This is a genomic window from Streptomyces sp. NPDC091387, from assembly GCF_044756945.1.
Lineage (GTDB): Bacteria > Actinomycetota > Actinomycetes > Streptomycetales > Streptomycetaceae > Streptomyces.
Genome location: NZ_JBIVTZ010000006.1, coordinates 162728 through 189132, shown reverse-complemented (window position 1 = coordinate 189132; position 26405 = coordinate 162728). Strand labels below are relative to the sequence as shown.

At 71.4% G+C, this 26405-nt stretch carries 22 protein-coding genes; 4 read left to right on the top strand and 18 right to left on the bottom strand.

The window, feature by feature from the left end; translation table 11 throughout:
• Positions 1-622: 622 nt before the first annotated feature.
• The 8 genes from ACIQM0_RS14685 to ACIQM0_RS14650 all read right to left on the bottom strand — a co-directional run bounded on the left by ACIQM0_RS14685 (position 623) and on the right by ACIQM0_RS14650 (position 10523).
• Positions 623-781 carry a DUF6760 family protein gene (locus tag ACIQM0_RS14685; RefSeq protein ID WP_164494501.1) on the bottom strand — a complete coding sequence of 53 codons (159 nt, stop codon included), beginning with the start codon at positions 779-781 and terminating at the stop codon, positions 623-625.
• Entirely contained in the window at positions 778-1272 is a 495-nt protein-coding gene (locus ACIQM0_RS14680; RefSeq protein ID WP_385040083.1) for a hypothetical protein, read from the bottom strand. The genes ACIQM0_RS14685 and ACIQM0_RS14680 overlap by 4 nt, the downstream gene beginning before the upstream one ends.
• A complete protein-coding gene (locus ACIQM0_RS14675) occupies positions 1269-1709 on the bottom strand; it encodes a phage tail protein (protein WP_363022511.1) in 441 nt (146 codons plus the stop codon). The genes ACIQM0_RS14680 and ACIQM0_RS14675 overlap by 4 nt, the downstream gene beginning before the upstream one ends.
• A 34-nt stretch (positions 1710-1743) precedes the next feature.
• Positions 1744-3297 carry a phage tail sheath family protein gene (locus ACIQM0_RS14670; RefSeq protein ID WP_401286290.1) on the bottom strand — a complete coding sequence of 518 codons (1554 nt, stop codon included), beginning with the start codon at positions 3295-3297 and terminating at the stop codon, positions 1744-1746.
• Between the two features lie 342 nt (positions 3298-3639).
• Positions 3640-5775, bottom strand: coding sequence for an ATP-binding protein (locus tag ACIQM0_RS14665; protein WP_401286289.1), 2136 nt, complete (start codon positions 5773-5775; stop codon positions 3640-3642).
• Entirely contained in the window at positions 5772-6476 is a 705-nt protein-coding gene (locus ACIQM0_RS14660; protein ID WP_401286288.1) for a DUF4255 domain-containing protein, read from the bottom strand. The genes ACIQM0_RS14665 and ACIQM0_RS14660 overlap by 4 nt, the downstream gene beginning before the upstream one ends.
• Entirely contained in the window at positions 6473-9655 is a 3183-nt protein-coding gene (locus ACIQM0_RS14655; protein WP_401286287.1) for a hypothetical protein, read from the bottom strand. Before ACIQM0_RS14655 ends, ACIQM0_RS14660 begins: the two co-directional genes overlap by 4 nt.
• Positions 9656-9800: 145 nt before the next feature.
• Positions 9801-10523, bottom strand: a complete 723-nt coding sequence (locus ACIQM0_RS14650; protein ID WP_401286286.1) for a LuxR C-terminal-related transcriptional regulator — start codon at positions 10521-10523, stop codon at positions 9801-9803.
• 216 nt (positions 10524-10739) lie between these two features.
• On the opposite strand from ACIQM0_RS14650, the gene ACIQM0_RS14645 reads away from it, so the two are divergent.
• Together ACIQM0_RS14645 and ACIQM0_RS14640 are read left to right on the top strand one after the other, a co-directional pair.
• The gene (locus tag ACIQM0_RS14645) at positions 10740-12086 is read left to right on the top strand and encodes a hydrolytic protein (protein WP_401286285.1); all 1347 of its coding nucleotides are present in this window, start codon (positions 10740-10742) and stop codon (positions 12084-12086) included.
• An 866-nt stretch (positions 12087-12952) separates the two neighbouring features.
• Positions 12953-13366 (top strand): hypothetical protein, encoded by a 414-nt coding sequence (locus ACIQM0_RS14640; RefSeq protein WP_401286284.1) that lies wholly within the window; start codon positions 12953-12955, stop codon positions 13364-13366.
• Here ACIQM0_RS14640 and ACIQM0_RS14635 read toward each other — a convergent pair.
• Together ACIQM0_RS14635 and ACIQM0_RS14630 are read right to left on the bottom strand one after the other, a co-directional pair.
• The gene (locus ACIQM0_RS14635) at positions 13342-14067 is read right to left on the bottom strand and encodes a class F sortase (RefSeq protein WP_401286283.1); all 726 of its coding nucleotides are present in this window, start codon (positions 14065-14067) and stop codon (positions 13342-13344) included. The two genes, ACIQM0_RS14640 and ACIQM0_RS14635, sit on opposite strands and share 25 nt — an antisense overlap.
• Before the next feature lie 71 nt (positions 14068-14138).
• Positions 14139-14966, bottom strand: coding sequence for a hypothetical protein (locus ACIQM0_RS14630; protein WP_401286282.1), 828 nt, complete (start codon positions 14964-14966; stop codon positions 14139-14141).
• A 231-nt stretch (positions 14967-15197) separates the two neighbouring features.
• Here ACIQM0_RS14630 and ACIQM0_RS14625 point away from each other — a divergent pair, with 231 nt between their 5' ends.
• A complete protein-coding gene (locus tag ACIQM0_RS14625; protein WP_363022525.1) occupies positions 15198-15377 on the top strand; it encodes a hypothetical protein in 180 nt (59 codons plus the stop codon).
• Positions 15378-15725: 348 nt separating this feature from the next.
• Positions 15726-18020, top strand: coding sequence for an FdhF/YdeP family oxidoreductase (locus ACIQM0_RS14620; protein WP_401286456.1), 2295 nt, complete (start codon positions 15726-15728; stop codon positions 18018-18020).
• A 12-nt stretch (positions 18021-18032) separates the two neighbouring features.
• On the opposite strand, the gene ACIQM0_RS14615 is transcribed toward ACIQM0_RS14620, so the two are convergent.
• The 8 genes from ACIQM0_RS14615 to bla all read right to left on the bottom strand — a co-directional run bounded on the left by ACIQM0_RS14615 (position 18033) and on the right by bla (position 26329).
• A complete protein-coding gene (locus ACIQM0_RS14615; protein ID WP_401286281.1) occupies positions 18033-18995 on the bottom strand; it encodes a PfkB family carbohydrate kinase in 963 nt (320 codons plus the stop codon).
• Positions 18992-19981: a zinc-dependent alcohol dehydrogenase family protein gene (locus ACIQM0_RS14610; RefSeq protein WP_401286280.1), complete on the bottom strand. Its 990-nt coding sequence runs from the start codon at positions 19979-19981 to the stop codon at positions 18992-18994. Before ACIQM0_RS14610 ends, ACIQM0_RS14615 begins: the two co-directional genes overlap by 4 nt.
• A complete protein-coding gene (locus ACIQM0_RS14605; RefSeq protein WP_401286279.1) occupies positions 19978-20868 on the bottom strand; it encodes a carbohydrate ABC transporter permease in 891 nt (296 codons plus the stop codon). The genes ACIQM0_RS14610 and ACIQM0_RS14605 overlap by 4 nt, the downstream gene beginning before the upstream one ends.
• The gene (locus ACIQM0_RS14600; protein ID WP_401286278.1) at positions 20865-21845 is read right to left on the bottom strand and encodes a carbohydrate ABC transporter permease; all 981 of its coding nucleotides are present in this window, start codon (positions 21843-21845) and stop codon (positions 20865-20867) included. The genes ACIQM0_RS14605 and ACIQM0_RS14600 overlap by 4 nt, the downstream gene beginning before the upstream one ends.
• Complete coding sequence (locus ACIQM0_RS14595; protein WP_401286455.1) at positions 21842-23206, bottom strand: ABC transporter substrate-binding protein; 1365 nt, start codon at positions 23204-23206, stop codon at positions 21842-21844. The genes ACIQM0_RS14600 and ACIQM0_RS14595 overlap by 4 nt, the downstream gene beginning before the upstream one ends.
• A gap of 125 nt (positions 23207-23331) precedes the next feature.
• Positions 23332-24093 carry a DeoR/GlpR family DNA-binding transcription regulator gene (locus ACIQM0_RS14590; protein ID WP_401286277.1) on the bottom strand — a complete coding sequence of 254 codons (762 nt, stop codon included), beginning with the start codon at positions 24091-24093 and terminating at the stop codon, positions 23332-23334.
• A gap of 312 nt (positions 24094-24405) precedes the next feature.
• Positions 24406-25281 carry a glycosyltransferase family 2 protein gene (locus ACIQM0_RS14585; RefSeq protein ID WP_401286276.1) on the bottom strand — a complete coding sequence of 292 codons (876 nt, stop codon included), beginning with the start codon at positions 25279-25281 and terminating at the stop codon, positions 24406-24408.
• A 118-nt stretch (positions 25282-25399) separates the two neighbouring features.
• Positions 25400-26329 (bottom strand): class A beta-lactamase, encoded by a 930-nt coding sequence (gene bla / locus ACIQM0_RS14580; protein ID WP_401286275.1) that lies wholly within the window; start codon positions 26327-26329, stop codon positions 25400-25402.
• Positions 26330-26405 lie beyond the last annotated feature (76 nt).

Below are 26405 nucleotides of genomic sequence, written 5' to 3'. Positions count from 1 at the left end.
ATGGGAGTGCCGTGTGGCGGAGGGCTGCGCGGCGGACGGCGCCGGACCGGCCTGCCGCGCTCCCGGACGTGTCCGGCGCGAGACCTGCGGTGACCGGGCGGCCGGCAGCCGCGCGGCACCGTCCGCGCTCCCGGCATTCGGAGCGCCGGCGTTCGGGGCTACGGCAGTCGGAGCACCAGGGGTCGATGTGCCGCGGTCCGGGCTGTCCGCCCCCGCCGGGCGCAGGGCCCTGAGCAGCAGCGGGCCCCTGCCGGTGCGGGTGGGCTGGGGTGCGGCGGGCGGAGTGACGCCGCGTACCAGGCCGGTCGGGGCGGTGGGCAGCAGGGCGTGGCCGAGGCCGGCGTCGAACGACGGGTTCTGCCAGGCCGCGAGGCCCGCGCGGAAGGCGAGGCCGTCGCTGACGACGATCGGGGCGCGGGCCACGGTCAGCTCCGGCGGTGTGGTGCTGCGCCAGCCGCCGTCCCAGTCGCCGGGCACGGAGGAACCCGGGGCACCGGATCCGCTCCGGTCCGGGCCGTCGCCGGACGAGCCGCCCGTCCCGGCGCGCTCCGTACGCCGGGGGCGGTCCGCGGTGTCCGGCCCGGCAGCCCGGCGGCGCAGCCTGTCCCGCCATGCCATGCGTTCAACCGCCTTCGTTCACATGGGTGTTGATGCGGGCGATCTCGGACACCCACTGCTGGCGTTCGCCGTGCGTCAGGTCGAGGATCTCCTCGCGTTGCCAGTGGAAGTGGTAGGCGATGTACGCGATCTCCTCCCGGAGCCGGGGAAGGGCGTACGTCACGATTCCCCCAGGCGCCCACCCGAGAGGTCGACCTCGAAGCCGCCCTCGCAGTGCGGGCAGGTCACCGCCGCCCGCGTGTGGCCCTCGCTGTTGACGCGCCGGTAGAAGTCCTGGAGGAACGCCACATCGGTGGCGTACATCCGCTCCACCACCCCGGCGTGCACATCGGTGATCGCGCCGAGCCGGGTGATCACCTGGCTCAGCAGCACCACGCTCAGGTACGCCGGGTTCTCCTTGACCCGCAGGTCGATCTGGGGCCGCAGCTCGTCCCGGGCGGTCGCCAGGCGCATCGAGCCGTGACGGTGCACCGTGCCCGCCTCGTCCACGTATCCGCGCGGGAGCTCGAACTCGAACTCGGTGCGCAGCCTGTGCTCCTCACCGGCCGCCGGGGCGGCGGCGGGGGTGGCCGCCGCCCGCTCCGGAGCCGGGGCGGGTTCCGTCGCCTGGAGGATCTCCTCCAGGCTGCCCGCGGACACCGTACGACGCCTCATTCGACGACGATCTCCTCGAAGACGATCGTGACCGTCTCGGTGGCCGCGGCGGACTCGCCCGCCTTGAGTGACGGGCCCTCCCACTTCGAGGCCCAGCCCTGCATCAGCTGGATGCGCCTGACGGTGCTGCCCTCGGAGTCCTTGATCTCGATGGTGAGGTTCTGCCGCGCGGTGTCCACGGCACCCTTGTTCAGGGTCTCCTTGATCCAGGTGGTGAACTCGCTGCTCTGGTCGAGTCCCCGGGTGATCGTGACCTCACCGGCCTGCCGGGCGCCGGGCTGCTTGCGGATGATCTGCTTGCCCTCCGCGCTGACCTGGCGGATCTCGACGACTTCCTCCTCGACGGTCAGCCCGCTGATCTCCTGAATCGACTCGACCAGGTAGCCGCCGAGCTGCACGCCGAAGACGTGAGTGGAAAGAGCATCGCCCTCTGCCATGACTGTCTGTCACCTTTCTTTGTGGACCCGCGGGTCACTCGTCGATGAGGCTGGTGCTGTCGGAGAACTGAGCCAGCCGGAACACCACGAACTCCGCGGGCTTGACCGGCGAGACACCGATCTCACAGATGACCCGGCCCTGGTCGATGGACTCCTGCGGGTTGTTGTCGCGGTCGCACCGCACGTAGAACGCCTCTTCGGCGGTGCGGCCGAACAGCGCGCCCCTGCGCCACTCCTCGGTGAGGAACGCGGTGACGTTGCGCCGGATGCTCGACCACAGCCGGTCGTCGTTGGGCTCGAAGACCACCCACTGGGTGCCCAGGAGGATTGATTCCTCAAGGTAGTTGAACAGCCGGCGCACGTTCAGGTAGCGCCAGGCCGGGTCGGAGGAGAGGGTGCGGGCGCCCCACACCCGGACGCCACGGCCGGAGAAGGCCCGTACACAGTTCACGCCGATCGGGTTCAGCAGGTCCTGCTCGCCCTTGCTGAGCCGCAGCTCCAGGTCCACGGCGCCCCGGATCACCTCGTTGGCGGGCGCCTTGTGCACGCCGCGCTCGGCGTCGCTGCGTGCCCACACCCCGGCGATGTGGCCGCTGGGCGGGACAGTGGTGTTGCGGCCGGCGGCCGGGTCGAAGACCCGCACCCACGGGTAGTAGAGGGTGGCGTACCGGGAGTCGTACCCGGCTTCGTCGTTGCGCCAGGTGCGCACCTGCTGGGCGGTGAGTCCCGGCGGGGTGTCCAGGACGGCCACCCGGTCGCCCATCTGCTCGCAGTGGGCGATCGCGGCGAGCTGCACCGTTCGCACGCCTTCCGCGTCGATGTCGCCGCGCTGGTGGGCGCTCATCAGGTCAGGCACCGCGACCATGGTGATCTCGTCGATGGTCTCCAGGCCGCCGAACCCCGTGCGGGCCGCGACGTCGCCGACGTACTCGGACGCGTCGAGGCGTGCCACCTCGCCGGAGCCGGGCGCGGCGGGTGCGGCCGGGGCGTCGGGCAGGGCCACGGTCTGGCCGGCGGGCCTGCTCTGGGGGGCGTTGCGCTGCTCGGTGACCTCGATCAGGCTGGAGGCACGCGCCTGGCTGACGAGGTACCCCTTGACGTTCTTCCGGGTCGAGGCCTCGTACGTCTCCACGACCTTGTCGCCCTGGCGGACCAGGACCTTGAAGCGGTCCTCCGGCGGGTTCTCGCCGTCCGCGTCGGCGATCTCCACCGACACCCCGGAGAGGCCCGGCCGGGCCACGACCAGGAAGCCGCCGAGCTCCACGGGCTGCGCAGCCCCGGCCTCCGGCCGCTGCGCGCCGTCGGCCGCGGAGGCTCCCTCCGCGGGGCCGCCGATCCGCACCACGTACGCGGCGCCTCCGCCGTTGGCGAAGTACCCGTAGACCGCGTGGGCCAGATAGGTGCCCTCGGTGAAACCGCCGAACAGCTGGGTGTACTGGTCCCAGGAGGTGACCAGAGTCGGTGCGTGGAACGGTCCGTTCCGGGCGAACCCCACGAACGCGGCGACGGCGGTGCCGACCCCTTCGATCGGTCGGGCACCGGACTGCACCTCCTCCACGTACACACCCGGGGTGAGGTACGTCGGCATACTCGCTCCTTCGCGTCCTTACGGGTCACCTGTGTCCAGGCCGAGTCTTCGCCGCCGGTCCGCCACAGCGACAGGGACGCGCGGACCTGGCCGGGGGCAGGACCGCTGCCTTTCCGGACTCCCCGCGCTGGCCGTCCGGACGTCATCCACCGCCGCCCTCGCGCCCCCGCCCACCAGCCCGGACGCACCGTCGGCCCGCGCGGCCCGCCGGGGGCGCGGCAGGAGCGCGGCAGGACGGCGCCGATGAGGGGCCGGCGGGAGGGCGGCGGAGAGGCAGCGGGCACAGTCGTTCGGGCAACGCACCGAGGCGGGCCGGGACCCGGGGGCCGGCGGCCCCGTCCCTCAGGCTCCGCCGGCATCCGCCATGTACGGGCCGAACTCGCCCTCCAAGACCAGGCGTCCGAGCTTGCGGTACTCCTGCACGACGGCGGTCACCACCTGCCGCATCGTGAGCGGGCTGCCGGACTCCGCGGCGAGGTACGCCGCGGTCACCGCACAGGCCCGGATCGAGCCTCCGGCCAGCTCGAAGCGGTCCGCGCAGAAGCCGAGGTCCAGGTCGTCGGCCCTGGGCAGCCGTTCGCCCAGGCACCGGTCCCAGAGGGCGAGGCGCTGACCGGAGTCGGGCACCGGGAAGTCCGCCACCACGTCCAGGCGGCGCGTGAACGCCTCGTCCAGGTTGGCCCGGAGGTTGGTGGTCAGCACCGCGATCCCGTCGAACGACTCCATGCGCTGGAGCAGATACGCCGACTCGATGTTGGCGTGCCGGTCGTGCGCGCCCTTCACCTCGGAGCGCTTGCCGAAGATCGCGTCGGCCTCGTCGAAGAGCAGGACCGCGTTGACCGCCGACGCCTCGGTGAAGATCCGCTCCAGGTTCTTCTCGGTCTCGCCGACGTACTTGTCGACGACCGTGGACAGGTCCACCACGTACAGGTCCATGCCCAGGTCCGCGGCGACGACCTCGGCGGACATGGTCTTGCCGGTGCCCGACTCACCCGCGAACAAGGCGATCACGCCGCGCCCCCGTCCGCCGCCGGGCCGCATCCCCCACTGTCCGAGCACCTGCTCGCGGTGGCGGGCGCGCAGCGCGAGTTCGCGCAGCCGCCGGTGGGTGAGCGGCGGGAGGACCAGGTCGTCCCAGCCGACCCCCGGCTCCACCCGGCGGGCGAGCCGGTCGAGGCCCGCGCCGTTCTGGGCGCGTACGGCGCTCTGCAGGTCGTCGGGGCGGACCGGGCCGCCCGCGAGGGCGGCCGTGCGGACCGCCGCGTCGGCGGCACGGCGCAACTGCCCGGCGTCCAGGCGGTGCGCGGCGACCGCCCTGGCGAGCACCTCGGCGTCGCCGGTCGCCGAGTCGTCACCGGCGGCCCGGTCGAGGGCGTGCCGCCAGCGCGCGGCCTGCCGGCCGGGAGAGGGCGCCGCCACGGTCAGCACGACGGGGGCGTCGGCCGCCCACGCCGGGTCCCAGCCGGTGGTGCCGTGCGTGAACAGCGGGATTCCCCGCAGCGCCGCGCACAACGCCCCGAGCGTACGGGCCCGTTCGGCGGGTTCCGCGGGCAGCGCCTCCAGCGGTCCGAGGACGGCGCCCGCGCCGGTCAGTCGGGCCTCACGGGCGGCGATCCGGGCGAGTTCCGGCACATCGCCGGAGCGCCGGGCCAGCGCCGCCGCGTCCAGGACGAGCGGACGCAGCCCGGCCGCGCGCAGGGCCGCGGTGGCCAGGCCCTCGGCGTCGCCGCCCCGGCTGCGCAGGTGGACGAGGCCGGTGCCCGTACCGGCCGCGGCCGCGGCCCGGTGGACCTCTGCCGCCTCGGCGGTCGGGTCCTCGCCGACCTCACCGAGCACCCCGGCGAGCCGGGCGTCGGGCCGCGCGTTCCCCAGGAGGTGCCCGGACACCCGGTCGGGGACCGCCAGCACCCGGGAGAGCGGTGGCCGTTCCGGCTCGGTGATCTCCAACAGGCCTCCCTCGACCAGCGGCGCCCCCGGGGCGAGCCGGAATCGGGCGGCTGTCGCGCCGGCCAGCCCGCACAGCTCAAGGGCGAGGCCGACCGTGGGTCGACGGCGCGTCAGGTCGTCGTTGAGATAGCCGTAGAACCGTTCGAACCGGGCGTCGAGATCGGGTGCCACCGCGATCAGGAGCAGGTCCAGATCCAGCGCCGACAGGCCGAACCGCGCGGCGAGGCCTTCGAGAACGGACCCGGGAGGCGGCTGCCAGGGCTCGTGGGCCGGTACGTCGAGGCCGCCCGGATCGTCCAGGATGCGGGTGATCGCCTCGGGGGTGAAGTACTGGCCCCGGTACGGGTCGTCGGGGTCGGGGTCGGCGGCGCGGCGGGCCGCCACCGCCCGCCGTACCCGCTCCTCGATCAGGCGGATCCGCGCCCAGAGGTGCTCCACGTTGGCGGAGACGTCGGCGGAGACGGCATCCGGTGCGGGACGAGACGCGGGGCCGGGCGCGGCAAGGACAGGGGGTTCGGCGGTGTGGGTCACGGCTGGCGGTCCCCTCGGCTTCGCCGGGCGGGGGCGGGCCGCCGCTCGCGCGGACCCGCGAAGCCGTCCGGGCCCGCCTCGCTCGTCCCCGTATAGCGCAGCCGACGTCCCGGCACCGCTTCCCCGCCCTCGCTCCGGGCGGCGGAGCGCACGACGAGCCCTTCGGTGACCGGCGACGCGACGGGCCTGCTCACCCCGGCGAGCGGCGCGCGCACCACCACCCCGAGGGACGCCTTCAGCTCCCCGCCGAGCGCCGACCACACATCGGAGGCGGCCGGTGCGTCGAGCTTGCCCCCGGCGGTGTCCAGGCTCACGGTCAGGCCGAGTTCGGCGAGCGTGCCGGTGAGGAGGCCGGCGGGCAGCGTGTCGGTGGCCACCAGGCAGGCGAGCACCTGCGAGAGCAGCCGGTGCTCGTCCTGGGGGCGGCTCGCCCACGCCGTGACCAGGTACGTCAGCTCGAACCAGCGCGGCGGGGTGCGTCGCGCCACCACGTTCCCGTCCGCGTCGTACACCTCCCCGGCGCCGCTGCCGCGCCGGGTGACGTCCTCGCGGATGTCGTACAGGAAGACGCAGACCGTCGGGGCGTTGCGGCGTGCCGCCCAGTCCTTGGTGGGGGCGTCGAAGACCACGTCGACGCCCGATGCCTCCAGGCCGGATCCGGCGAGCAGGCGGCGCATTCCCTCGTCGACCTCGTGGATCACCGGCGGGTCATCTCGCCGGGCGGCTGCCAGTTGCCGATGACCACCAGGAAGTCGGTCCTCACCGGGGAGAACCCGGGGCCTCTGGCCGTGATGACGCGCGGGCCGGTCTCGTCCTTGGCGAGGATGAGCAGCTGTCCGATGAACGTGCCGTCCGGCTGTGGCACGGTCGGCGCCGCCGCGGCGGTGATCCCCGGCTTCCAGGTGAACCGCACGGGCGCTCCCGGCGGGAAGTCCTTGCCGCGCACCGAGGTGACGAAGCCGGGCTTGCCGATCGGCGGCACCGCGACGATGCGCGGCTGGAGGATGCGGAGTCGCTGGCGGGCGGTGTTGTCGCGCTTGTCGGCGTCCGTGCCGGTGGTGGTGAGCCGGCCGGTGACGTCGGCGGTCAGCGCCTTGTCCGGGCTGAGGACGACGCGTACGACGGTGTTCGCGCCGGGGGCCAGGTCCGGCAGCGCGCACACCCAGGTGCGGTCGCAGCCCGGCGGCGGGCCGTTGTCCGGGATGCCCCGGGGCAGACCGACCTTCAGCCGCAGCCCCGTCGCCAGTGCCTCGCGGCCGTTGCGCACGGTGTACGTGACCACGACGCGTCCGCCGACGTAGCCGGGGTTCGGCTGGGCCGTGACACGTACCCCGGGTCCCGCCTCTGGCTCGTCCGGCGCCGGAGGCACGGTGGGCGGTGCGGTGGTGGGAGGCGGGGTGGTGGGTGGTACGCGGGTCGGTGTCGGCGGTGCCGGTGTCGTCGTCGGGGGCGGGGTGTCCTCGCGCACCGGCACCACGGTCCGCCCGGTGTTGTCGCTGGGCTGCGGGTCCACCACGGCGCCCGTCACCGACCAGTCGAACGGCGCGTCGCCGGGGGTGACTCCGACGACGGTGACGTTCACCGGGACGGTCGCACCGGGCGGGACCACACCGACGTCGCACTGGAGGGAGGCGGCATCGCACGTCCCCTCCGGCGGGGTCAGCCGGGTGATCCTCGCTCCGGGCGGTGGTGCGACGGTCAGGCGAGTGCCCGGGGAGGCGGCGGGGCCGTTGTTCACCACGTCGACGCGGACCGTCGTGGAGTGGCCGACGGCGACCGCCGGGACGTTGCCGGGCGCCTGCACCGCGAGGTCCACGGACTGCTGGACGCTGGGTTCCTTCTGCCGGCCCGGGAGACCGGTGGTGAGCGGGCTGAGGGCGCGGGTCGCGACGTCCAGGAGGTACAGCTTCTCGGGGCTGTTGGCCGGGAGGGCTTCGCGGGAACTGAGCACCAGGCCCGTGCCGTCGGCCGTCCAGGCGGCGTCACGCGGCTGGAACGGGCCGGTGGCGGAGGTGTCCGGCAGTTCCTGGCGGCAGCTGTCGGGGATGTCGTGGGCGGCCTCCGGCAGCAGCACCTGGCAGGCGCCGTCGGCCAGGGACGTCAGCAGGATGCCGTTGTGCTCGTCGATCCGGCCGCCGCCGTTCTTGCGGTTGAAGGCGACACCGCGCCCGTCCGGCGAGAACGCCGGGCTGTCGTCGATGACTTCGCAGTCCCCCGGGCAGATCGTGGCGCTCAGGTCGCGCTGGGCGGCCAGGTCGTTCACCGGCGCGGTCCAGATGTGCTTGTTGCCGCCGGTCCCGCCGATCACCTGGTTGCGGGTGAAGGCCAGGGTGGTGCCGTCGGAGGACCAGGTGGGCTGGGCGTCGCCGCCCTGGGGCTGCCCGGCCGGCGCGGTGATCCGGTCACGGATCTCGCCGCTCGCGACGTCCGCGATCAGGATGCTGCTGGGTCCCGCCGCGTCACCGACGCCGCCCGGCGAAACGCGGGTGAAGGCGAGGTACTTGCCGTCCGGGGAGAACGTCGGATCGGTGTCCCAGTCCTTCGGCCCACGTCCGTCGAGTTTCATGTACGCCTCGTTGGTGCCGTCGGCATCCGCCCGCCAGATCCGCTCGACCCGGTTGTCGGCGGTGCCCTCGAAGCGGGTCAGCACGATCTGGCGGCCGTCGGGCGTGTAGTTCTGCCGTTCGGTCCACGGGTCGGACCCGGCCGCGGGCCGGAAGAGCGGGTCGTGGGACGGATCGGTGTCGGTGTCGGCGGCCGGGTCCTCGTTGAGGATCGGCAGCCCCAGGTCGCGGGGATCGGACCCGTCCGAGCGGGCGTCCTGGAGCGTCACCTCGTGCGGTCCGGTGGCCGAGATCCGCTCGACCACCACCCGGCCGTCGGCGAGAGTGCCGATCCAGGTGGGCGACTCGACCTCCCGGTCCTCGCTGAGCTTCAGCTCCGGTGTGTCGCCGGAGTGCGGGGTCGCCCGGAACACATGGTCCCAGTCGCCCTCGCAGTCACAGGTGCGGTCGGGGCTCAGGAACAGCACGTCGCCCCCGTCGGGCAGCCACGCTGCCCCGTGGGTACGCCACTCTGCCTGTGCGCCCGCGAGCAGCGGCCCGTCGGTGCGCCCGTCCGTCACCCGCAGCCGGGGCCCCGGCGGCCCGGAGGCGGTGTACGCGATCAGGTCCCGGTGCGCGGGGTCGTCGACCGGGTTCCAGGCCGGCTCGGTGGCCTCGCCGTTCTGGGGGTCGGTGACCCGGATGGCGGCGCCGCCTCCCAGGGGCCGTACGTAGATCTGCATGCCGGCGACCGGGTCGCTGCCGCCGGAGTACGCCAGGCGCTGCCCGTCCGGGGACACCGTCGGGCACTCCTCGTCCCAGGGTGTGTCGGTGAGCCGCGTGAGACCGGTGCCGTCGGTGCGCACCCTCCACAGGTCGCGCTGCTTCCGGCCGTCCGGGCCACCGGGTTCCGCCGAGTCGAACACGACGGACAGGCCGTCCGGTGTCAGCTGGGGATGCCCGGCGTACCGGCCGCTGGTGAGACGGCGCACCGAACCGTCGGCGGTCCGCAGATAGACCTGCGGGGCCTTCTCGTCGCGCCGGCTCACGAAGACCATCGTGTCCCCGAGGGCGGAGGGCTGGAGGTCGAAGTGGGCCGGGCCCGTGCCGAAGAGCGGGGCACTGTAGGTATCGGTGTCCGCGCCCACCTCGCCGAGGCTGCGGTGCCGGGTACCGGCGTAGGCGATCCGGGTGGCCGCGGCGTCGGCCGCCTGCGGCCGGGGCTCGGCGCTGCCCTCCCCGGAAGCCGTGGTCACCGCGAGCAGGGGGATCAGGAGCAGCAACGACGCCCCGAGTCTTCCCGGGCGGAACCGCCCACCGGGGCCGGCGGTGCGCATCACGGTCCACCTCGCTGTCTGGTGCGGTATCTGGCTGTCCCCCGCCACCCTGCGACGGCCGCGCGCGGCGCGGCAGGGCGGCGGGGCCGTACCCGGGGGAAACGTGCGGTGCGCTTTCGGGCAGTGCCGGGGTGCCCGGCCGACGTCAGATCAGCCCGTTGCGCAGTGCGTAGCCGACCGCGTGGGCCCGGTTGCGCAGTTGCAGGCGCGTGATGATCTCGTGCAGAACGTTCTTGACGGTCCGTTCCGAGTACGCGGTCTTGCGGGCTATCTCCACGGTGTCCAGGCCCTCGGAGACCAGGCGCAGCATGTCCGCCTCGCGTGTGGTCAGCGTGGACAGCGACAGGCTCCGGGGGTCGAGCGCCGAACGCTGCAGGCTGCCCACGTGGGTGAGGAGCTTGCCGAGCAGATCGCCGGGGAGCACGCCCTCGCCGTTGGCTATCGCCAGGACCAGATGGAGGAGCTGGTCCTGGTCGGCCTCGGCGCGGCGCAGTACCGCAGAGACGCCGCACTCGATGACGCGTTGCAGCGCGCCCGCGCCGAGGGTGCCGACCACGAGGCCGGTGCGGGTCGCGGTGTTGTGCCGCAGGCGGTGCAGCAGGGCCGTCACGTCGTCGTCGACGCTGTCGACGACCACCAGCGAGACCTGGGCGTGCTCCGCCTCGGCCTCGTCGAGCAGGCTGACCTCGGGGCGTCGGCGTAACTGCTGGACGACGCCGACGTGCAGGACCGGATCGGCGGCGTACACGGCGACGGTGACCTGGTCCTGCCGATCGGGGTGGGAGCTCCGGTGTGCGGCCGGTGCCTGGACGGAGAGACGTGGGGTGGTGGCGGAGACGGCCGGGCGGTACTGCTCTGGGCAGGTCATGGGCGGAGTTCCTGTTTCATGAGTTCGCGGTCGGAAGGAGTGAGAGCGGATCGACGGCCGGTGCGAGCGCCCCTGGGGCGGCGCGCGTGAGGGGACGTATGGATCAACAGCTCATCGAGATAGTGGAGTTGGTCTGGACTTCCCGGGCACCGCAACTGCCCGGGTCTTGCCCTTGCGCTCCTCGTCGCGGGCGTGGTGCGGTCCTACCGTGGCGGTGTGACGCCTTCTGCAGCCTCTTCCGGCCCCAGCGCGCCCGGCCTCGACATCCCGGCGGTGACGGTGGCGCCGGGCAGCACTGCCACGACCAGCCTGACCGTCCGCAACGACAGCGACATCGTCGAGGCGTACAGCCTGGAGGTCGTCGGGGACTGCGCTCCCTGGGCCACCGTGGAGCCCCCGCGGGTCTCCCTCTATCCCGGCACGTCCGAGACGGTGACGATCCGCCTGGAGCCACCGCGTTCGCCGGATACCCGGCCCGGTGAGATACCCCTCGGCGTGCGGGTGCTGCCGGCCGAGCACCCCGAGTCGGCGCGAGTCCCCGAAACCACGGTGCACGTCGAGGAGTTCCGCGAGCTGCACACCGAGCTCGCGCCGCGCCGCCGACGCGGCTGGCTGCGCGGCCGCTACCGGCTGGCGGTGCGCAACCTGGGCAACTCCTCGGCACAGGTGGGCTTCACGCCCGGTCAGGCGGGCGAGGAGCTGCGGTTCACCTTCAGCCCGGCGAAGCCGAAGCTGGAGCCCGGCGCATCGGCGGAGGTCCGGCTGCGGGTCCGCACGGGCAAGCCGGTGTGGTTCGGCTCCCCCGTGGTGTGGCCGTTCACCGTCGACACCACCGAGTCCAGTGAGTCCGGTGAGCAGAAGGAGGAACGGCGGGACGAGACCGTAGTCCGGCCGCCCCTCAGCGCCGAGTTCGTCCAGATTCCAATCTTCCCGAAGTGGCTGCTCGTGGTGCTCGCGGCGCTGCTCGCACTGCTGCTCGCCTGGTTCACCCTGGTCCGTCCGGCGGTGCGCAGCGCGGCGAAGGAGGCCGCCACCAAGGAGGTCCAGGCACGCCCCAATCCGGGCGGGACGCAGGACGGGCAGTCGCCGGGCACCGGTTCCGGCGGCGACACGGGCTCCCAGCCCGGCGGGGACAAGGGCGCGCAGCCGGGAGCGAGCCCCGGGACCACGGCAGGAACGGGCGGCGACACCTCGGGGGGCGCGGGCCAGCAGAGCTCGGCGACCATCGACCTGAAGACCCCGAGCGGGGCGACCAAGACCGGTACGTATCCGGTGCCCGAGGACCGGACCTTCGGAATCACGGACATCGTCGTCGCCAACTTCCAGGGCGACGAAGGGGTGATGACGATCAAGTTCGGCGACCGCAAGATCACCACGATCGCGCTGGAGACCTTCCGTAACCAGGACTATCACTGGGTCACCCCTATCAAGATCACTGAGAACGACACCGTGACCATCAACGTGACCTGTGCGAAGCCGGGCACACCGGCCACCGGGCGTCGGGCGCAGGAGTGCCACGAAGTCCTGAACGTGAGCGGTGTGCTCATCCCCACCAAACAATGAACCAGGCCTTCCGGGACAATATCGGCCAGTGCGGTGCCGTCCGAAACGGCAGATTTAACGTTTCGTCTGAAAATCGACACCGCGTCCAGGAATAGGCCACGCGTCGATCCGGGGCCAGGAACGGCGGCGCGGGGAGGCGGATCCTGAGGTGATCCGTCACCGCACCCGCGCCACCACGCGTGATTCGACCCGCGACGGATGGTGTCGGCTCCTCGGCACCCCGTAGCCGGAACGCCCCGCGTGGATCACAAAGTGGCCGACATTCGCCGTGTCGGCGCGAGCGTCCGGGGCCGGGCAGTCGAGGCCCGCGGCGAGGAATTCATCCGTCCGGGAATAACCGCAGGTCAGGCAGTCGACACGGCCTCTCGCCCGGACCGCGACGGAGCCGCCGGCGCTGACCGGGCGCATCGAGGCCTGAAGGAGGGGTGCGGCCTGCCAGTTGCAGGCACTGGCAGACCGCTGGTCCCGCCCCGGCTCGACGAGTGGAGGTGTGCAGCCGGCACGGGACCTGCGCACCGGACGGCGGGAGCCACCAAAGGAGTTCCGGCTCCCCGGACCGCGGTCCCGTGGGGTGGCTGGGTCCCGCCGACACGCCCGGTGCACGCATGGGGTGACACACGCTCGGGGCCGGATCCTGCCAGGTTGCCGACCCGGCCCCGAGCGGCTGAGGCGGACCTCTCGCCGTGAGCCCCGCCTCAGCAGTCATTCGGAGCGGCGGCGCCCGCGGATTGGAAACCGGGCTGGATTCGGCACCGCCTTCACCTGTTCGGGCCCAGGAGCCCCCAGGTCGTGTCCGAGAAGTCCTGTCTGTCTCCTTGGTCAGCCGATCTACCGATCCGCAGCCTCGTGGATGGAAGCCTGACCCTATGGACACGTTCGCGGCCCGGCTCGACGACGGGTGGAAGTGGTGGGAGGCCGCCGTAGAAGAAGCGCAGGAAGGCCGCTGGGACCGTGACGCGGTCGAACGGCACGTGATCAAAGACATCGGCGCCGCCACCAACCCCCTCCACAGCGGGCGGTTGGCCCCGTTCGCAGAGGATTCGTGGCACGTGCGCATCGGGAGGATCGCGAACTGGGCCGGGGTATTGCGGCTCGCGGCCCGATCAGGCGGCTGGGTGCTCGAACCGGTCGCCGGACGCAACCCACCGCCCTCTGCCGGCATGGCCATGACCGCCTCGAAGGCCCCCGCGTGGGCGGCCGAGTGCGCGATCGTCAGGTTCGGCCCGTCCGGGAACCCCTTTTCCTGGCTATCCCCTCAACGGGACACGCTCCATGCCTGACCGTGGCTGCCGGTGAGAGTGGCGTACACGACGACGTTGTCGGCGTAGCGGCTGTCACTCTTGGAGTAGTCGCCACCGCAGGTGATCAGGCGGAGCCCGGCGTGGTCCAGGTTGCGGTAGACCTCGACCGTCGGGAACCGGTCTTTGGGGTAGCGGGCGGTCCGGTCGACGGTGAACTCTGCGGTCCGGCCGTCCGCGCGCCTGACGCTGATCCGGTCGCCGGGACCGAGCCGGCCGAGCCCGAAGAACACCCCCGGGGCGCCGTTCCAGGTGACGTGCCCCGCTATCACGGCGGGCCCCACGGCTCCGGGCGTGGCTCCGGGGCGGTACCAGCCCGCTTTGTCCGGGTCCCGGGGGGTCTCCATGGCGCGGTCCTTGCCGAGCCCGAGTTCCTCCAGGGTGGAGGTCACCTTGAGCGAGGGGATCGTGATGCTGACGGGCCGGGACGCGGGCAGCGGCGCGGTGCGCGGCTCGCCGGACGGCGACGCGATCCCCGCCTCCTGCCGCGCCGGGGGTTGTGCGGTGCGGGCCGGGCCTCCCTTGCCGGCGGCGGGGGCGGGCGGAGCGGGCTGCTGCCGGCTCGTTCCCAGCGCCAGCAGCAGCCCACCGGTCAGAAGCAGAGCGGCGGCGAGGGCGACGAGCGTGACATCGCGCCGCCGGGATCTCGTGCGGTGCTCTCCGTTGTCGGGCGTCCCGTTCATCGCTTCACCTGTCCCTGCGTCCGGCCGTCACGGAGTATCCGACGGGGCATCATCCATCGGTGCGGAACGCCTCAGCCGTCGTGCCGGGCGTCCGCCGTGCGCGCCCGGCGCCGTACGACGAACAGTCCGCCGGCCGCGAGAACGGCCGCGCCACCCGCTGCGAGCAGACCGGGCGACTCCACGCCCGCGGTGGTCCCGCCGCCGGTCTCGACACCGCCGGCCGGCATGGAGCCGACGGCAGCGCCCTTGACCATGCCGCAGCTCGCCGGAGCGGTGGCCTCCTGAGGCAGCTTCGGGTCGAGTTCGCTCTTGCCCTTGCCGAAGTCGTACTTGTCGTTGCTGTTCGGGTCGATGCCGTGCTGGACGACGTGCAGATCCTTGATGTGCTCGGTCACGGCCTGCGAGACCGCGATCGTCCGGGAGTAGCTCAGCTTGCCGTCCTCGTCCGCGACGGGCATCCGGTCGACGGCGAGGCCGCTGTCCTTGGACGTGTCTCCCTTGGTCGTCAGGGAGATGTTGATGTCCCCGTACACCGGCAGGCCCTCGGCCGTGCTGACGATGCCGTCACCGTCCTTGTCCGCGCTCATGTCCGGGCAGCTGAAGTCATGGCCGTCGGTCGAACCGTGGATGTGCTGGGCGTGCGGCTGACCGGGCACCAGACCTTCGGCCTCGATCTTCACCGTGAGCTTGTCGCCCTCCACGCTGACCAGGGCCGTGCCACTCGCGCCGGAGTCGTTCAACTGCTTCAGATCGATCTGGTACGTGTCACCGCCGGCAGCTTTCACGGTGCCGCCGGCGGCATGACCGTCGTGCGCCATGGCAGGCGCGGCCGCGCAGAGCGTGAGCGCGGCGGGTACGGCCAGCAGAGCGGTCAGACGGGTTGAACGGCGGGCTTTCACGAAGACGCATCCCCTTCCGGCGGTACCGGTACGAAACCGGAACCGCGTTCGGTCGCTGATGTCGTCTATTCGGTGCCATCGGCCGGAAGGATTGGTCGGAGCACGACATCCGCCGCGGTGGCGGGGCGGGGGCGGAGCACGTCGGCGTGAGCAGCGGCGGCCGCGTTGACGTATGAGCGGGTGGAACGTGGGCACATGGGTTTCACCCACATGAGAACAGGAGTTCCATCCATGCTCGGAATAGTCGCAGCCGTACTCTTCTTCGTCTCCTTCCTGATCAACGCCGCCGACATCGCGACCAACGACACGTTCTCCTCCGTGAACGTGATGCTGCTCGGTCTGACGGTCCTGGCGTTGCACGTGGCCGGGGTAGGCAGTGGCTGGGGGCCCGGCAGGTCGCACAGACGCTGATCCGCGGTCCGGCCGCATCCGAGCCCGCCCCCAGGTGGAACGTCACTTGGGGGCGGGCTCGCGAGGGGCGGGGGGGCGTACACGACCGCGTGGTCCCGGTACTCATGAGTCATGAGTGCTGCCCGGCCGCGAGCGTCGAATGGCACGGAATATACGCAACCGCGTACACATCGTGATATTGGAGCGCATGAAAATGCGTGGCCCGCCGGGACGGGCATTCGGGGTGGCGCGCGCCGACGCGCGGACATACTTTGCCCAGAAGTAGCACTCCGCCCCCTTTGCCTGGATACCGGAAGGTCGAGAGTTGTGAGCGCCGACAGTGACGACCCGGAACGCCTGGAGCCCGAAATGGGGCCCACACCCGAAGGGGACCCGGAGTTCCACCCGTATCGCCACCCCGCTGCGGGCTGGGGCGCGGCCAGGAGCGTGACCAGTTTTCTGGTACGGGAGGGCGCGCCGGTGGACGGTCCACGGGCGATCATGCGGATGAACCACGAGAACTCCGGGTTCGACTGCCCCGGATGCGCCTGGCCCGACGACACCAAGGGGCTGCATCTGGACATCTGCGAGAACGGGATCAAGCACGTCACCTGGGAGATGACCCGAAAGCGGGTCGGACGTGAGTTCTTCGCCGCCCACTCGGTGACCGAGCTGTCCGGGTGGAGCGACTACAACCTCGAGAACCAGGGCCGGCTGACCGAGCCGATGGTCTACGACGCCGACAGCGACCACTACGTCCCGATCAGCTGGAAGGACGCGTTCGAGCTGGTCGGCGGTGCTCTGCGCGGGCTGGACAGCCCCGACCAGGCATCGTTCTACACGTCGGGCCGCCTCGGCAACGAGGCCACGTTCCTCTACCAGCTGATGGCCCGTGAACTCGGTACGAACAACCTGCCGGACTGCTCCAACATGTGTCACGAGGCCAGCGGCCGAGGTCTGCGCGCCTCTCTGGGCACGGGCAAGGGGACGGTCGACCTCAAGGACTGGGAGAGCGCCGACGCGCTGTTCATCCTCGGGGTCAACGCCGCCTCCAACGCGCCCCGGATGCTCACCGCCCTGGCCGAGGCCTACCGCCGCGGTGCCCGGATCGTGCACGTCAACCCGATGGTCGAGGCCGCTGCCACGCGTACCATCGTCCCCCACGACTTCGTGGACATGGCCCTCTTCCGGCCGACCCGGACCAGCACACTGAACCTGCAGCCCCGCATCGGCGGCGACATGGCTCTCCTGCGGGGCATGGCCAAGGCGGTCCTGGAGCAGTCCGCGACGGACCCCAAGGCGCTGGACCGGGAGTTCATCGACCGCCACACCACGGGCTTCGAGGAATACCGCGCACTGTGCGAGGCCACGTCGTGGGAGGAGATCGAGAACCAGTCCGGGCTGACCCGCGCGGACGTCCTCAAGGCCGCACGCGTGTACGGCGAGGCCGACCGCAGCATCATCAGCTGGTGTCTGGGTCTCACCCAGCACGAACACGGCGTCGACACCGTCCGGGAGATCGTCAACCTGCTCCTGCTGCGCGGCAATCTGGGACGTGAGGGAGCGGGCCCCTGCCCCGTGCGGGGGCACAGCAACGTCCAGGGCAATCGCACCTGCGGCATCGATCACCGCCCCTCCGGTGAGTTCCTCGACCGCCTCGCCGAGGTCTGCGGCATCGACCCGCCCCGCGAGCACGGCCTGGATACCGTCCGCACCATCCCGGCGATGCACAGCGGCGAGGTGAAGGTGTTCGTGGGCATGGGCGGGAACTTCGCCCTCGCCGCGCCCGACACCCCGTACACGTACGCGGCGCTGCGGTCGTGCGACCTCACCGTCCAGGTGAGCACCAAGCTGAACCGCAGCCACATCGTCCACGGCCGCCGAGCCCTCATCCTCCCGTGTCTCGGCCGTACCGAGAAGGACCATCAGCGCAAGGGCGTCCAGAGCACGTCCGTCGAGGACTCCATGAGCATGGTCCACCTGTCGATCGGCATGAAGCGCCCCGCCTCACCGCAGCTGCTGTCCGAGCCGGCGATCGTCGCCGGGATGGCCCGCGCGGCCCTGCCCGACAGCGCCACGCCCTGGGAGTGGTACATCGAGGACTACGACCGGATCCGGGACACCATGGCCAAGGTGCTCGACGGCTTCGAGGACTTCAACCGCCGGGTGCGTCTGCCCCTCGGCTTCCGGATCAAGCAGCCCGCCCGCGAGCTGGTCTTCCTCACCCCGTCCGGACGCGCCGAGTTCTCCAGCGCCGTCCTGCCCGACGTCGTTCCGGCCCCCGGCACCCTGGCGCTCGGCACGATGCGGTCCCACGACCAGTGGAACACCACCATCTACTCCGACAACGACCGCTACCGCGGCGTCAAGAACCTGCGCACGCTCGTGTTCATGAACCGCGCCGACATGCGCGAACGCGCAATCGCCGACCTGGGGCCGGTGGACATCACCAGCACCGCGAAGGACGGCAGTCAGCGGTCTCTCCACGGCTACCTCGCCGTCCCCCACGACATCCCCCGAGGCTGCGCCGCGGGCTACATGCCGGAGATGAACGTGCTGTGCGCGCTCAGCGACTACAGCACCCAGAGCGACCAGCCGATCATGAAGCACGTCAAGGTCACCATCGTCAGCGCCCGTCAGGACGCGTCGCCGGACGCGCCCTGACGGGAGGCCGTGTCACCCCTGTCTCACCCCGGCCGGCGTCGGTGTGCCGTCGCGGCGTGGCCGGGAGGGCTCGGTCCCCGACTGCGTGACCACCGTCGCCGCCACCTGCGAGGCGAACGTCAGCATCTCGGCCGCCCGTTCGCGCGACAGCCGTGTGGCGCCGCCGTCGCGGAACGCTCCGGCATCGCCCAGCCAGTTGAGCACCCCCGCCATGAACGCGTCGCCCGCGCCGATCGTGTTGACCACGTCGACCCGGACCGCGGGGACGGAGACCTGTCCCAGGTCCCGGGTGAAGGCCGTGCTGCCCGCGGGACCACGGGTGAGCACCACCAAACGGTTCTCCGCGGCCAGTTGTGCGCAGGTCTCCTCTGGGGCGGCGCCCGGCCAGAGCGCTGCCATGTCTTCGTCGCTGACCTTGAGGACCTGGGCCAGTTCGCACAGGTCCCGCAGCCGGCGCACGGCGGACCGGTGGTCGAGCGTGCGGTCCTCGCGCACGTTGGGGTCGACCACCAGCACGGAGTGCCCGGCCCCGGCGCGCGCGGTCGCGGCCACCGCCTCGGCGGCGGGCGGGACGACCGCGGCGAGTCCGCCCGCGTACACGGCGCCGAAGCGGCCCACGTCGGCCGTGCGCTCCGGCAGCCGGAAGGTGGCAGTGTCCCGCAGATGGAAGTGGTAGCCGGCGGTGCCGTCGGGGCCCGGGTCTGCCACCGCGAGTGCGGTGGGCAGCTCCGAGCGTGCGCACAGGCCCAGTTCCGTACCGGCAAAGAGCAGCCGCTCCTCGATCAGCCGGGCGAATCCGTCGCCGCCGAGCGCCCCCGCGAACCAGCTGGGCGTGCCCAGCCGGGCGAGCCCGACGGCGACGTTGGCGGGGGCTCCGCCCGGCTGGGCCCGGTGCGTCCCCGGATCGTCCGCGGCGGGCACCAGGTCGATGAGCGCCTCGCCCATCACCAGTACGGCATCGGGGCCACCGCTCACGGCTCGACCACGATCTTGCGGCCCAGCCCCGCCTTGAACCGCTCCAGGGCCGCGGGGTACTGCTCCAGCGGCAGCCGGTCGCTGATGAAGACCGCGGGGTCGATCACTCCCCCGGCGAACAGAGCGGCGGCCCGCTCGTAGCTGTGCAGCACCGCCATCGAGCCGGTGATCGTGATCTCCTGGTTGTAGATCCGGTACGGCTCGATGACCGCTGTCGTCGCGTAGTCGGCGACCCCGAACTGGAGGAACGTGCCGCCCTTGGCGACCCGGCCCAGCCCGTCCTGGATGGCGCCCGCGTTGCCGGTGGCGTCGACGACGACGTCCCAGCCGCGTACCGTCTCCAGCTCGTCGGCCGAGGCGGCGGAGCGCGAGACGCCGAGCTTCTCCGCGGTGGTCAGCCGGTCGGGGTTGAGGTCCAGCACGTCCACGGAGGCGGCGCCAGTGCGCTTGGCGAGCTCCAGCATCATCAGCCCCATGGTGCCGGAGCCGTAGATGAGCACGTTGGCCCCGAGCGTGGACCTGAGCACGTCGTAGCCGCGCACCGCGCAGGACAGCGGTTCGATCAGCGCCGCGGTACGTACGTCGACGTGGTCCGGGAGCTTCACACAGTTCGCCACCGGGGCGACGGCGAACTCGGCGGCCCCGCCGGGCTTGCTGACCCCGATCGCGTTCCAGTTGTCGCAGAGGTTCCCGCGGCCGCTGCGGCAGTAGTGGCATTCGTGGCAGTGCAGCGACGGATCGACGGCGACGTTGTCGCCGACGGACAGCTCGGTCACCTCGGAGCCGGTCTCGACGATCTCGCCCGCGAACTCGTGGCCGGGGATGATCGGCAGCGCGGGTGCGAACTCGCCCTGCAGGATGTGCAGATCGGTGCCGCAGAGTCCGCAGGCCTTGACGGCGACGACCACGTCGCGGGGGCCCGGGGTGGGGTCGGGGACGGTCTCGACCGACACCTTGCCGATGGACTCGATGATCGCAGCCCTCATTTGACAGCTCCAAGAGAAAGGCCCTGGACGAGTTTGTCCTGGGCGGCGAAGCCGGCGGCGAGCACCGGCAGGGACACGACGACGGACGCGGCGCACAGCTGGGCGAGGAAGAGTCCCTGGCTGGTGACGACGCTCGTCAGGAAGACCGGTGCGGTCCCGGCAGCCACCCCGGTGAGCACCCGGGCGAAGAGCAGCTCGTTCCAGCTGAAGATGAAGCAGATCAGCGAGGTGGCCGCGATACCGGGCGCGGCGACCGGCGCCACCACCCTGATCAGCACCGTGGGCAGCCGGGCGCCGTCGACCTGTGCGGCCTCGATGATGGAGACCGGCACGTCCGCCAGGAACGACTGCATCATCCACACCGCGATCGGCAGGTTCATCGAGGTGTAGAGGATGACGAGGAACCAGATGTTGTCCAGCATCCCGGTGTTCTTGGCGAACAGGTACACGGGCAGCAGCCCCGCGACGACCGGCAGCATCTTCGTGGACAGGAAGAAGAACATCACGTCCGTCCACTTCTCCACGCGCTTGATCGAGAGCGCGTACGCGGCGGGGAGCGCCAGCACGAGCACGAAGAGCGTGGAGAACACGGATGCCGTCAGGGAGTTGATCAGCGGCGGCCAGGGGCTCGCCCCTCCGTCGGCGCCGAAGAACACCCGGTAGCCGTCGAGGGTGAGGGAGGCGCCGAGCGACGGCGGGTTGGTCGCCGCGTCGGCCTCCGAGTGGAAGGAGGTGAGCAGCATCCAGAGTGCGGGTGCGCAGAAGACGATGCCGACGACCCAGGCGATCAGGCCGAGAACGGTGGAGCGTCGCCTGCCTCTGCGTGCCGCGCGGGCGTGGTCGCCGCGGCCCGCCTCTGGGGTGTGCGGAGCGGTCAGGGTACTCATGCGCGGCGTGCCTCCTCGCTGAAGAGGGACGAGACCACACGCAGGGCGAACGTCGCGACGACGATGGTGCCGATCACCACGACCACGCCTGCGGCGGACGCCAGTCCGTATTCGTGAGCCTGGTAGAAGGTCTGATAGATCGTGTAGGGGAGGTTGGCCGTGCCGAGGCCGCCGGCGGTGATGGTGAACACCGCGTCGAAGTTCTGCACGATGTAGATCGAGCCGAGCAGTACGCCGAGCTCCAGGTAACGGCGCAGGTGGGGCAGTGTCAGGTAGCAGAACATCTGCCAGGCGTTCGCGCCGTCCAGCCGCGCGGCCTCCATCTGTTCGCTGGAGCGGCTCTGCAGCCCGGCGAGCAGGATGAGCATCATGAACGGGGTCCACTGCCAGACGAGGGCGGTCGCGACCGCGACCAGCGGCATGTCGGAGATCCAGTCGGGCTGTCCGGGGCTGTCGACGCCGAACAGTCCGGTGAACCATGCCCAGCCCCCGTTCAGCAGGCCGTACTCGGGGTTGTACAGCAGGTGCTTCCACATCAGCGCCGCCGAGACGGGCACCAGCAGGAAGGGCGTGATCAGCAGCGTGCGGACGAATCCGCGACCGATGAACTTGCGGTCGAGCAGCAGGGCGAGGAGGAGCCCGAGCACGACGCTCACGATCACGACGCTCGCCGTGAGCAGGACCGTGGTGAACACCGAGTCCCGCAGGCTCGGATCGCTGAACACCTCCCCGTAGTTGGCGAACGCGCTGAAGCTGCGTTCGTCGGGCGAGAGCGAGTTCCAGTCGAAGAACGAGACCACTACCGTTGCCACGAAAGGCAGTTGGGTCACGGCTATCAGGAAGATCAGGGCGGGCAGCAGCGGGGCGCGGGTGGCCCAGGCACGGGCCCGGCCGGGCGCCTTTGCGGTGGTGCGGGGCTGGGAGACGTCTGGCGCGCCGGCCGGGACGAGTTCCGGAGTGGAGACTGGGGCACTCACTTCTGCTCCTTGCCGACCTTTTCGGCGAGCGCCTGCGAGGCCTTCAGGGCGTCGGACACCGACTGGCGGCCAGCGATGGCGGAGCTGATCTCCTGCGAGACCTTGGTGCCCAGGTCGGTGAACTCCGGGATGTCGACGAACTGGATGCCGACGGTCGGCCGGGGCTGGGTGCCGGGGTCACGCGGGTTCGCGCTGGAGATGGCCTGCTGGGTGACACTGGCGAACGCGGAGGCGTCCTTGAGGTAGTCGGGGTTGGAGTACGTCGACGCGCGCTTGCCGGCGGGCACGTTGGGCCAGCCGACCGTCTTGCCGACGAGGTTCTCGTACTCCTTGCCGGAGGCCCAGGAGATGAACTTCCAGGCGCTGTCGGTCTTCTTGGAGGCCTTCTGCATGCCCCAGGCCCAGGTGTAGAGCCAGCCGGAGCTGTCGGTCTTCTCGACGGGGGCGGCCACGTATCCGACCTTGCCCTTGACCGGGGAGCCGGAGGCCTCCAGCGATCCGGCGCCCGCGGTGGCGTCGTACCACATGGCCGTCTTGCCCTGCGTCATGTTGTTGAGGCACTCGGCGTAGCCGGCCTGGGGCGCACCCGCCTCGCCGTGTTTCCTCACCAGGTCGACGTAGAACTGGACGGCCTTCTTGAACTCCGGGGAGTCGAGCTTCGCGTTCCAGTCCTTGTCGAACCAGGTGCCGCCCATGGTGTTGACGACGGTGGTCAGCGGGGCGATGACCTCGCCCCAGCCGGGCAGACCGCGCAGACAGATGCCCTTCATACCCGTCTTGGCGCCGTCCGCCTCGGCCGCGAGATCGGCGACCTGCTGCCAGGTGGGCTTCGCCGGCATCTTCAGGTTCTTCTCGGCGAAGACGTCCTTGCGGTACATGAGGAAGGACGACTCGCCGTAGAACGGCTCGGCGTAGAGCTTGCCGTCCTCGGCGGTGAGGGATTCCTGCAGGGGCTTCAGGATGTCCTTCTGGTCGAAGGTCTTGTCCTTGGCCGTGTAGTCGTCGAGCGGGTGCAGCCAGCCGTTCTTCGCGTAGAACGGCACCTCGAAGTTGCTGATGGTGGCGACGTCGTACTGGCCGGCCTGGTTGGAGAAGTCCTGGGTGATCTTGTCGCGGACGTCGTTCTCCGGCAGGACCGTGAAGTGGACCTTGATGCCGGTCTCTTTCGTGAAGTTGTCCGCGGTGAGCTTCTGCAACTCGACCATCTGCGGGTTGTTCACCATGAGCACGTTGATCTCGTCGTTGCCGCTGGACGAGGTGCCGCCGCCCGCGCCGCTGCACCCGGCGAGCAGGGCCGTGAGGGCGGCGCCCGTACCCAGACGGACACTCAGCCTGCGTCGACGTTCCTGGTGGTGGAGCATGTGGTTCTCCTGATCACTCGTCATCGAGGGATTTCCTGTAAGGGGCATGTCAGCCATCCCGGCTGACGGGCGGGGCTTCCGGGTACTCGGTACGAAGACCGCGGGGACGGGGCCCGCGAGGGGCGTCAGACGCGGATGACCTGCGGGCCGAGTCGCGAGTAGCGCTGCGCCTCGGCCGAGGGCAGACCCGTGTCGGTGACGATGGACTCGAAGTCGCCGACCTCGGCGAAGCGACAGAAGCTCACGGCGCCGAACTTGGTGTGGATCCCGGCGAAGACACGCCGTCGGGCGCTGCGCATGGCCTGGGCCTTCACCTCGCTCACCGCCGGGTCGGGCGTGGTCAGGCCGAACTCACGGGAGATCCCGTTCGCTCCTACGTACGCCAGGTCGATGACGAATCCGGCGAGCATCCGGGTCGTCCAGTGGTCGACCGTGGCCATCGTGGAGCCGCGCAGTCTGCCGCCGAGAAGCAGCACGGTGATCTTCTCCGCGTCGGCGAGAACGGTCGCCACGGCGAGCGACGCGGTGACCACGGTCAGGGGCCGGCTCCTGGGCAGCACCTCGGCGACGAGCATGGGCGTGTGACCCTCGTCGATGAATACGGTCTCCGCGTCACCGATGAGGTCGGCCGCGGCCGCCGCGATCCTGGACTTCTGGGGTATGAGCCGGCTGGCGCGTGCGGCCAGCGTCGTCTCGAAGCCCGCGCTCTCCACCGGATAGGCGCCGCCGTGGGTACGGCGTACGAGACCGTGCTCCTCCAGGGTGTGCAGATCGCGCCGGACGGTCTCCTTGGCCACCTGAAGCGTCCCGGCCAGTGCGGTCACTTCCACCGACCCGTCACGTCGGGCGATCTTGAGGATCTCTCGTCGGCGCTCGTCGGTGTCCACGACACACTTCCCTGCGTTTGCTGCGAACCAGGCCCCGTTCGGGCTCATAAGTCGTTTGTACAAGCAAGGCACCCATGGCGACCAGGCTCTTCACAGCTTCGCCTGTGCCCGTTCGTGACCGTTTCGCCGAGGTCGTATCGGCTGGTCAGTCCGCAGGAACCGGTTTCCCCCGCCCGGACCGATGCCCGAATGAGGCCGCGGCTGCGCCCGAACGGCGCCCGCGGCGGTCGGCAGTCTCCGCTTCGGGGGCCGGGTCACTGCCCGTTTCCGCAGGACGCCCGCCCCGGTCCTCCGCCGGTGCGGTGGTGGCCGTCAGAGGACCGGAGGGCGTCCCAGCCGGGTCATACGCCACACGGTGCGCCACTTCATCGGTTCGCGCGGGCCGCACGGCGTCCGCAGCCCCTCGGCGAAACCACCCCACCAGGCCTGCAGACCGGCCGACGACCGCATCCGCAGCATGGCGAGGGAAATCCACACGCCGAGATAGACCGGGATCAGCGGCACCGGGAGACGGCGGCGGGCCAGCCACACCCGGTTGCGGGCGGTGAACCGGTAATGGGCCGCGTGCCGGGCCGGCGACGTCCTCGGGTGCTGGAGGACGAGTTCGGGCTCGTAGAGGATCTTCCAGCCCGCGTCGAGGGCACGCCAGGCGAGGTCGGACTCCTCGTGCCCGAAGAAGAACTCCGCCGGCCACAGGCCGATCCCGCCGAGCATGGGCATCGAGAAGGCGTGTCCGCCCCCGAGGAAGGCGGTCACCGGACCACGCCGCATCGGATCGCCGGCGCGGAGGCGGGGAACCCAGCGGCGCTCCGTGAGCCCGTTCTCGTCGGCGACCCGGAACCCGACGATGCCGAGCGCGGGGTCGTCCGCGAACAGCCGCTGGACCCGGCGGAACACGTCGTCGGCGATGAGCAGGCCGTCGTCATCCAGTTCGACGACGACATCCACCTCACCCGACTCGCTCAGCATCTGCAGCCCGGCGTTGCGGCCGCCGGGGCAGCCCAGATTCTCCCCCAGCGGGATCTTGGTGACGTCCGCCGTGATGCCGGTGAGGGGCGTCGCGTTGCCGACCAGGACCACTCTGGCCGCCGGCACGTCCTGCTTCTCCACCGAGGCGAGCAGGGCAGCCAGCTCCCTCGGGCGGGTGCCCATCGTGACGATGACAACTCCGAGGCGTGGCAATGGCATGGCGGCTTGCTCCAGCGGTCGGCGAAAGAAGCTGATGTTAGTGCCCGAGCCGGCCCCGCCGTGACGGACACCGGCCGGCGCACTCGCCCCCCGGAGGATCACTGGTCCGCGGGCCCGGCTACACGAGCGCGCCGAGGGCGACTTCCGTGGCTCGGGCGATGAGGGCGTCGTCGCGTTCGGCGTCCTTGGTGTCGCGGCGGGAGAGGACGGCCAGGGTGATCGGGGCGGCGCCGGGAGGCCAGATGACGGCGATGTCGTTCCGTGTGCCGTAGCCGCCCGTGCCGGTCTTGTCCCCGACCTGCCAGTTGCCGGGTACGCCCGCACGGATGGTGTGGTCGCCGGTGGTGTTGCGCCTGAGCCAGTCGGTCAGCACGGCCCGCTTGTCCGCGGGGAGCGTGCTGCCGAGGACGTACGCCCGCAGGTCGGTGGCCATGGCGCGGGGTGTGCTGGTGTCGCGGAGGTCGCCAGGGGTGGCATCGCTGAGCGCGGTTTCGTAGCGGTCGCAGCGGGTGACGTTGTCGCCGAACGCGCGGAGGGCGTCCTGCAGGGCCCTGGGGGAACCGAGTTCGCGGAAGAGGAGGTTGGCCGCGGTGTTGTCGCTGTAGCGGATGGCCGCGTCGCACAGCTCACGGAGCGTCAGTCCGGTGGCGAGGTGTTTCTCGCTGATCGGCGAGGCGCTGACGAGGTCGTCGCGGCCGTAGCGCACGAGCCGGTCCATCTGCCGGAGCGAGCGCTTGTCCAGTACGGCACCGGCGAGCAGTGCCTTGCAGGTGGAGGCGTAGGCGAAGCGCTCGTCGGGCCGGTGCGTGACGGTCCGGCCGCTGCCCGTGTCGAGCGTGTGGACCCCGAGCCGGGCGTCGAACTTCCGCTCCAGTTCACGGAATGCCTGTTCGGTACGGGAATCCGGGGGCGGCGCGGAGGACTTGGAGGGGGCATGGTCGGACGAGGCGGGTGAGGCGGTGTCCGGGCCGGTCGTGCATCCGGTGAGGGGCAGGGCGGCAAGCCCGGCCAGTACGGCACGACGGGACACGGGAGTGCGAGAGCGCATGGCATGCGGGCTTTCTGTTTGAGGAGGTGCGTCTCCACCGCCGGGGGTGAAGCGCCTGATGACGGTGGTGGCGCGC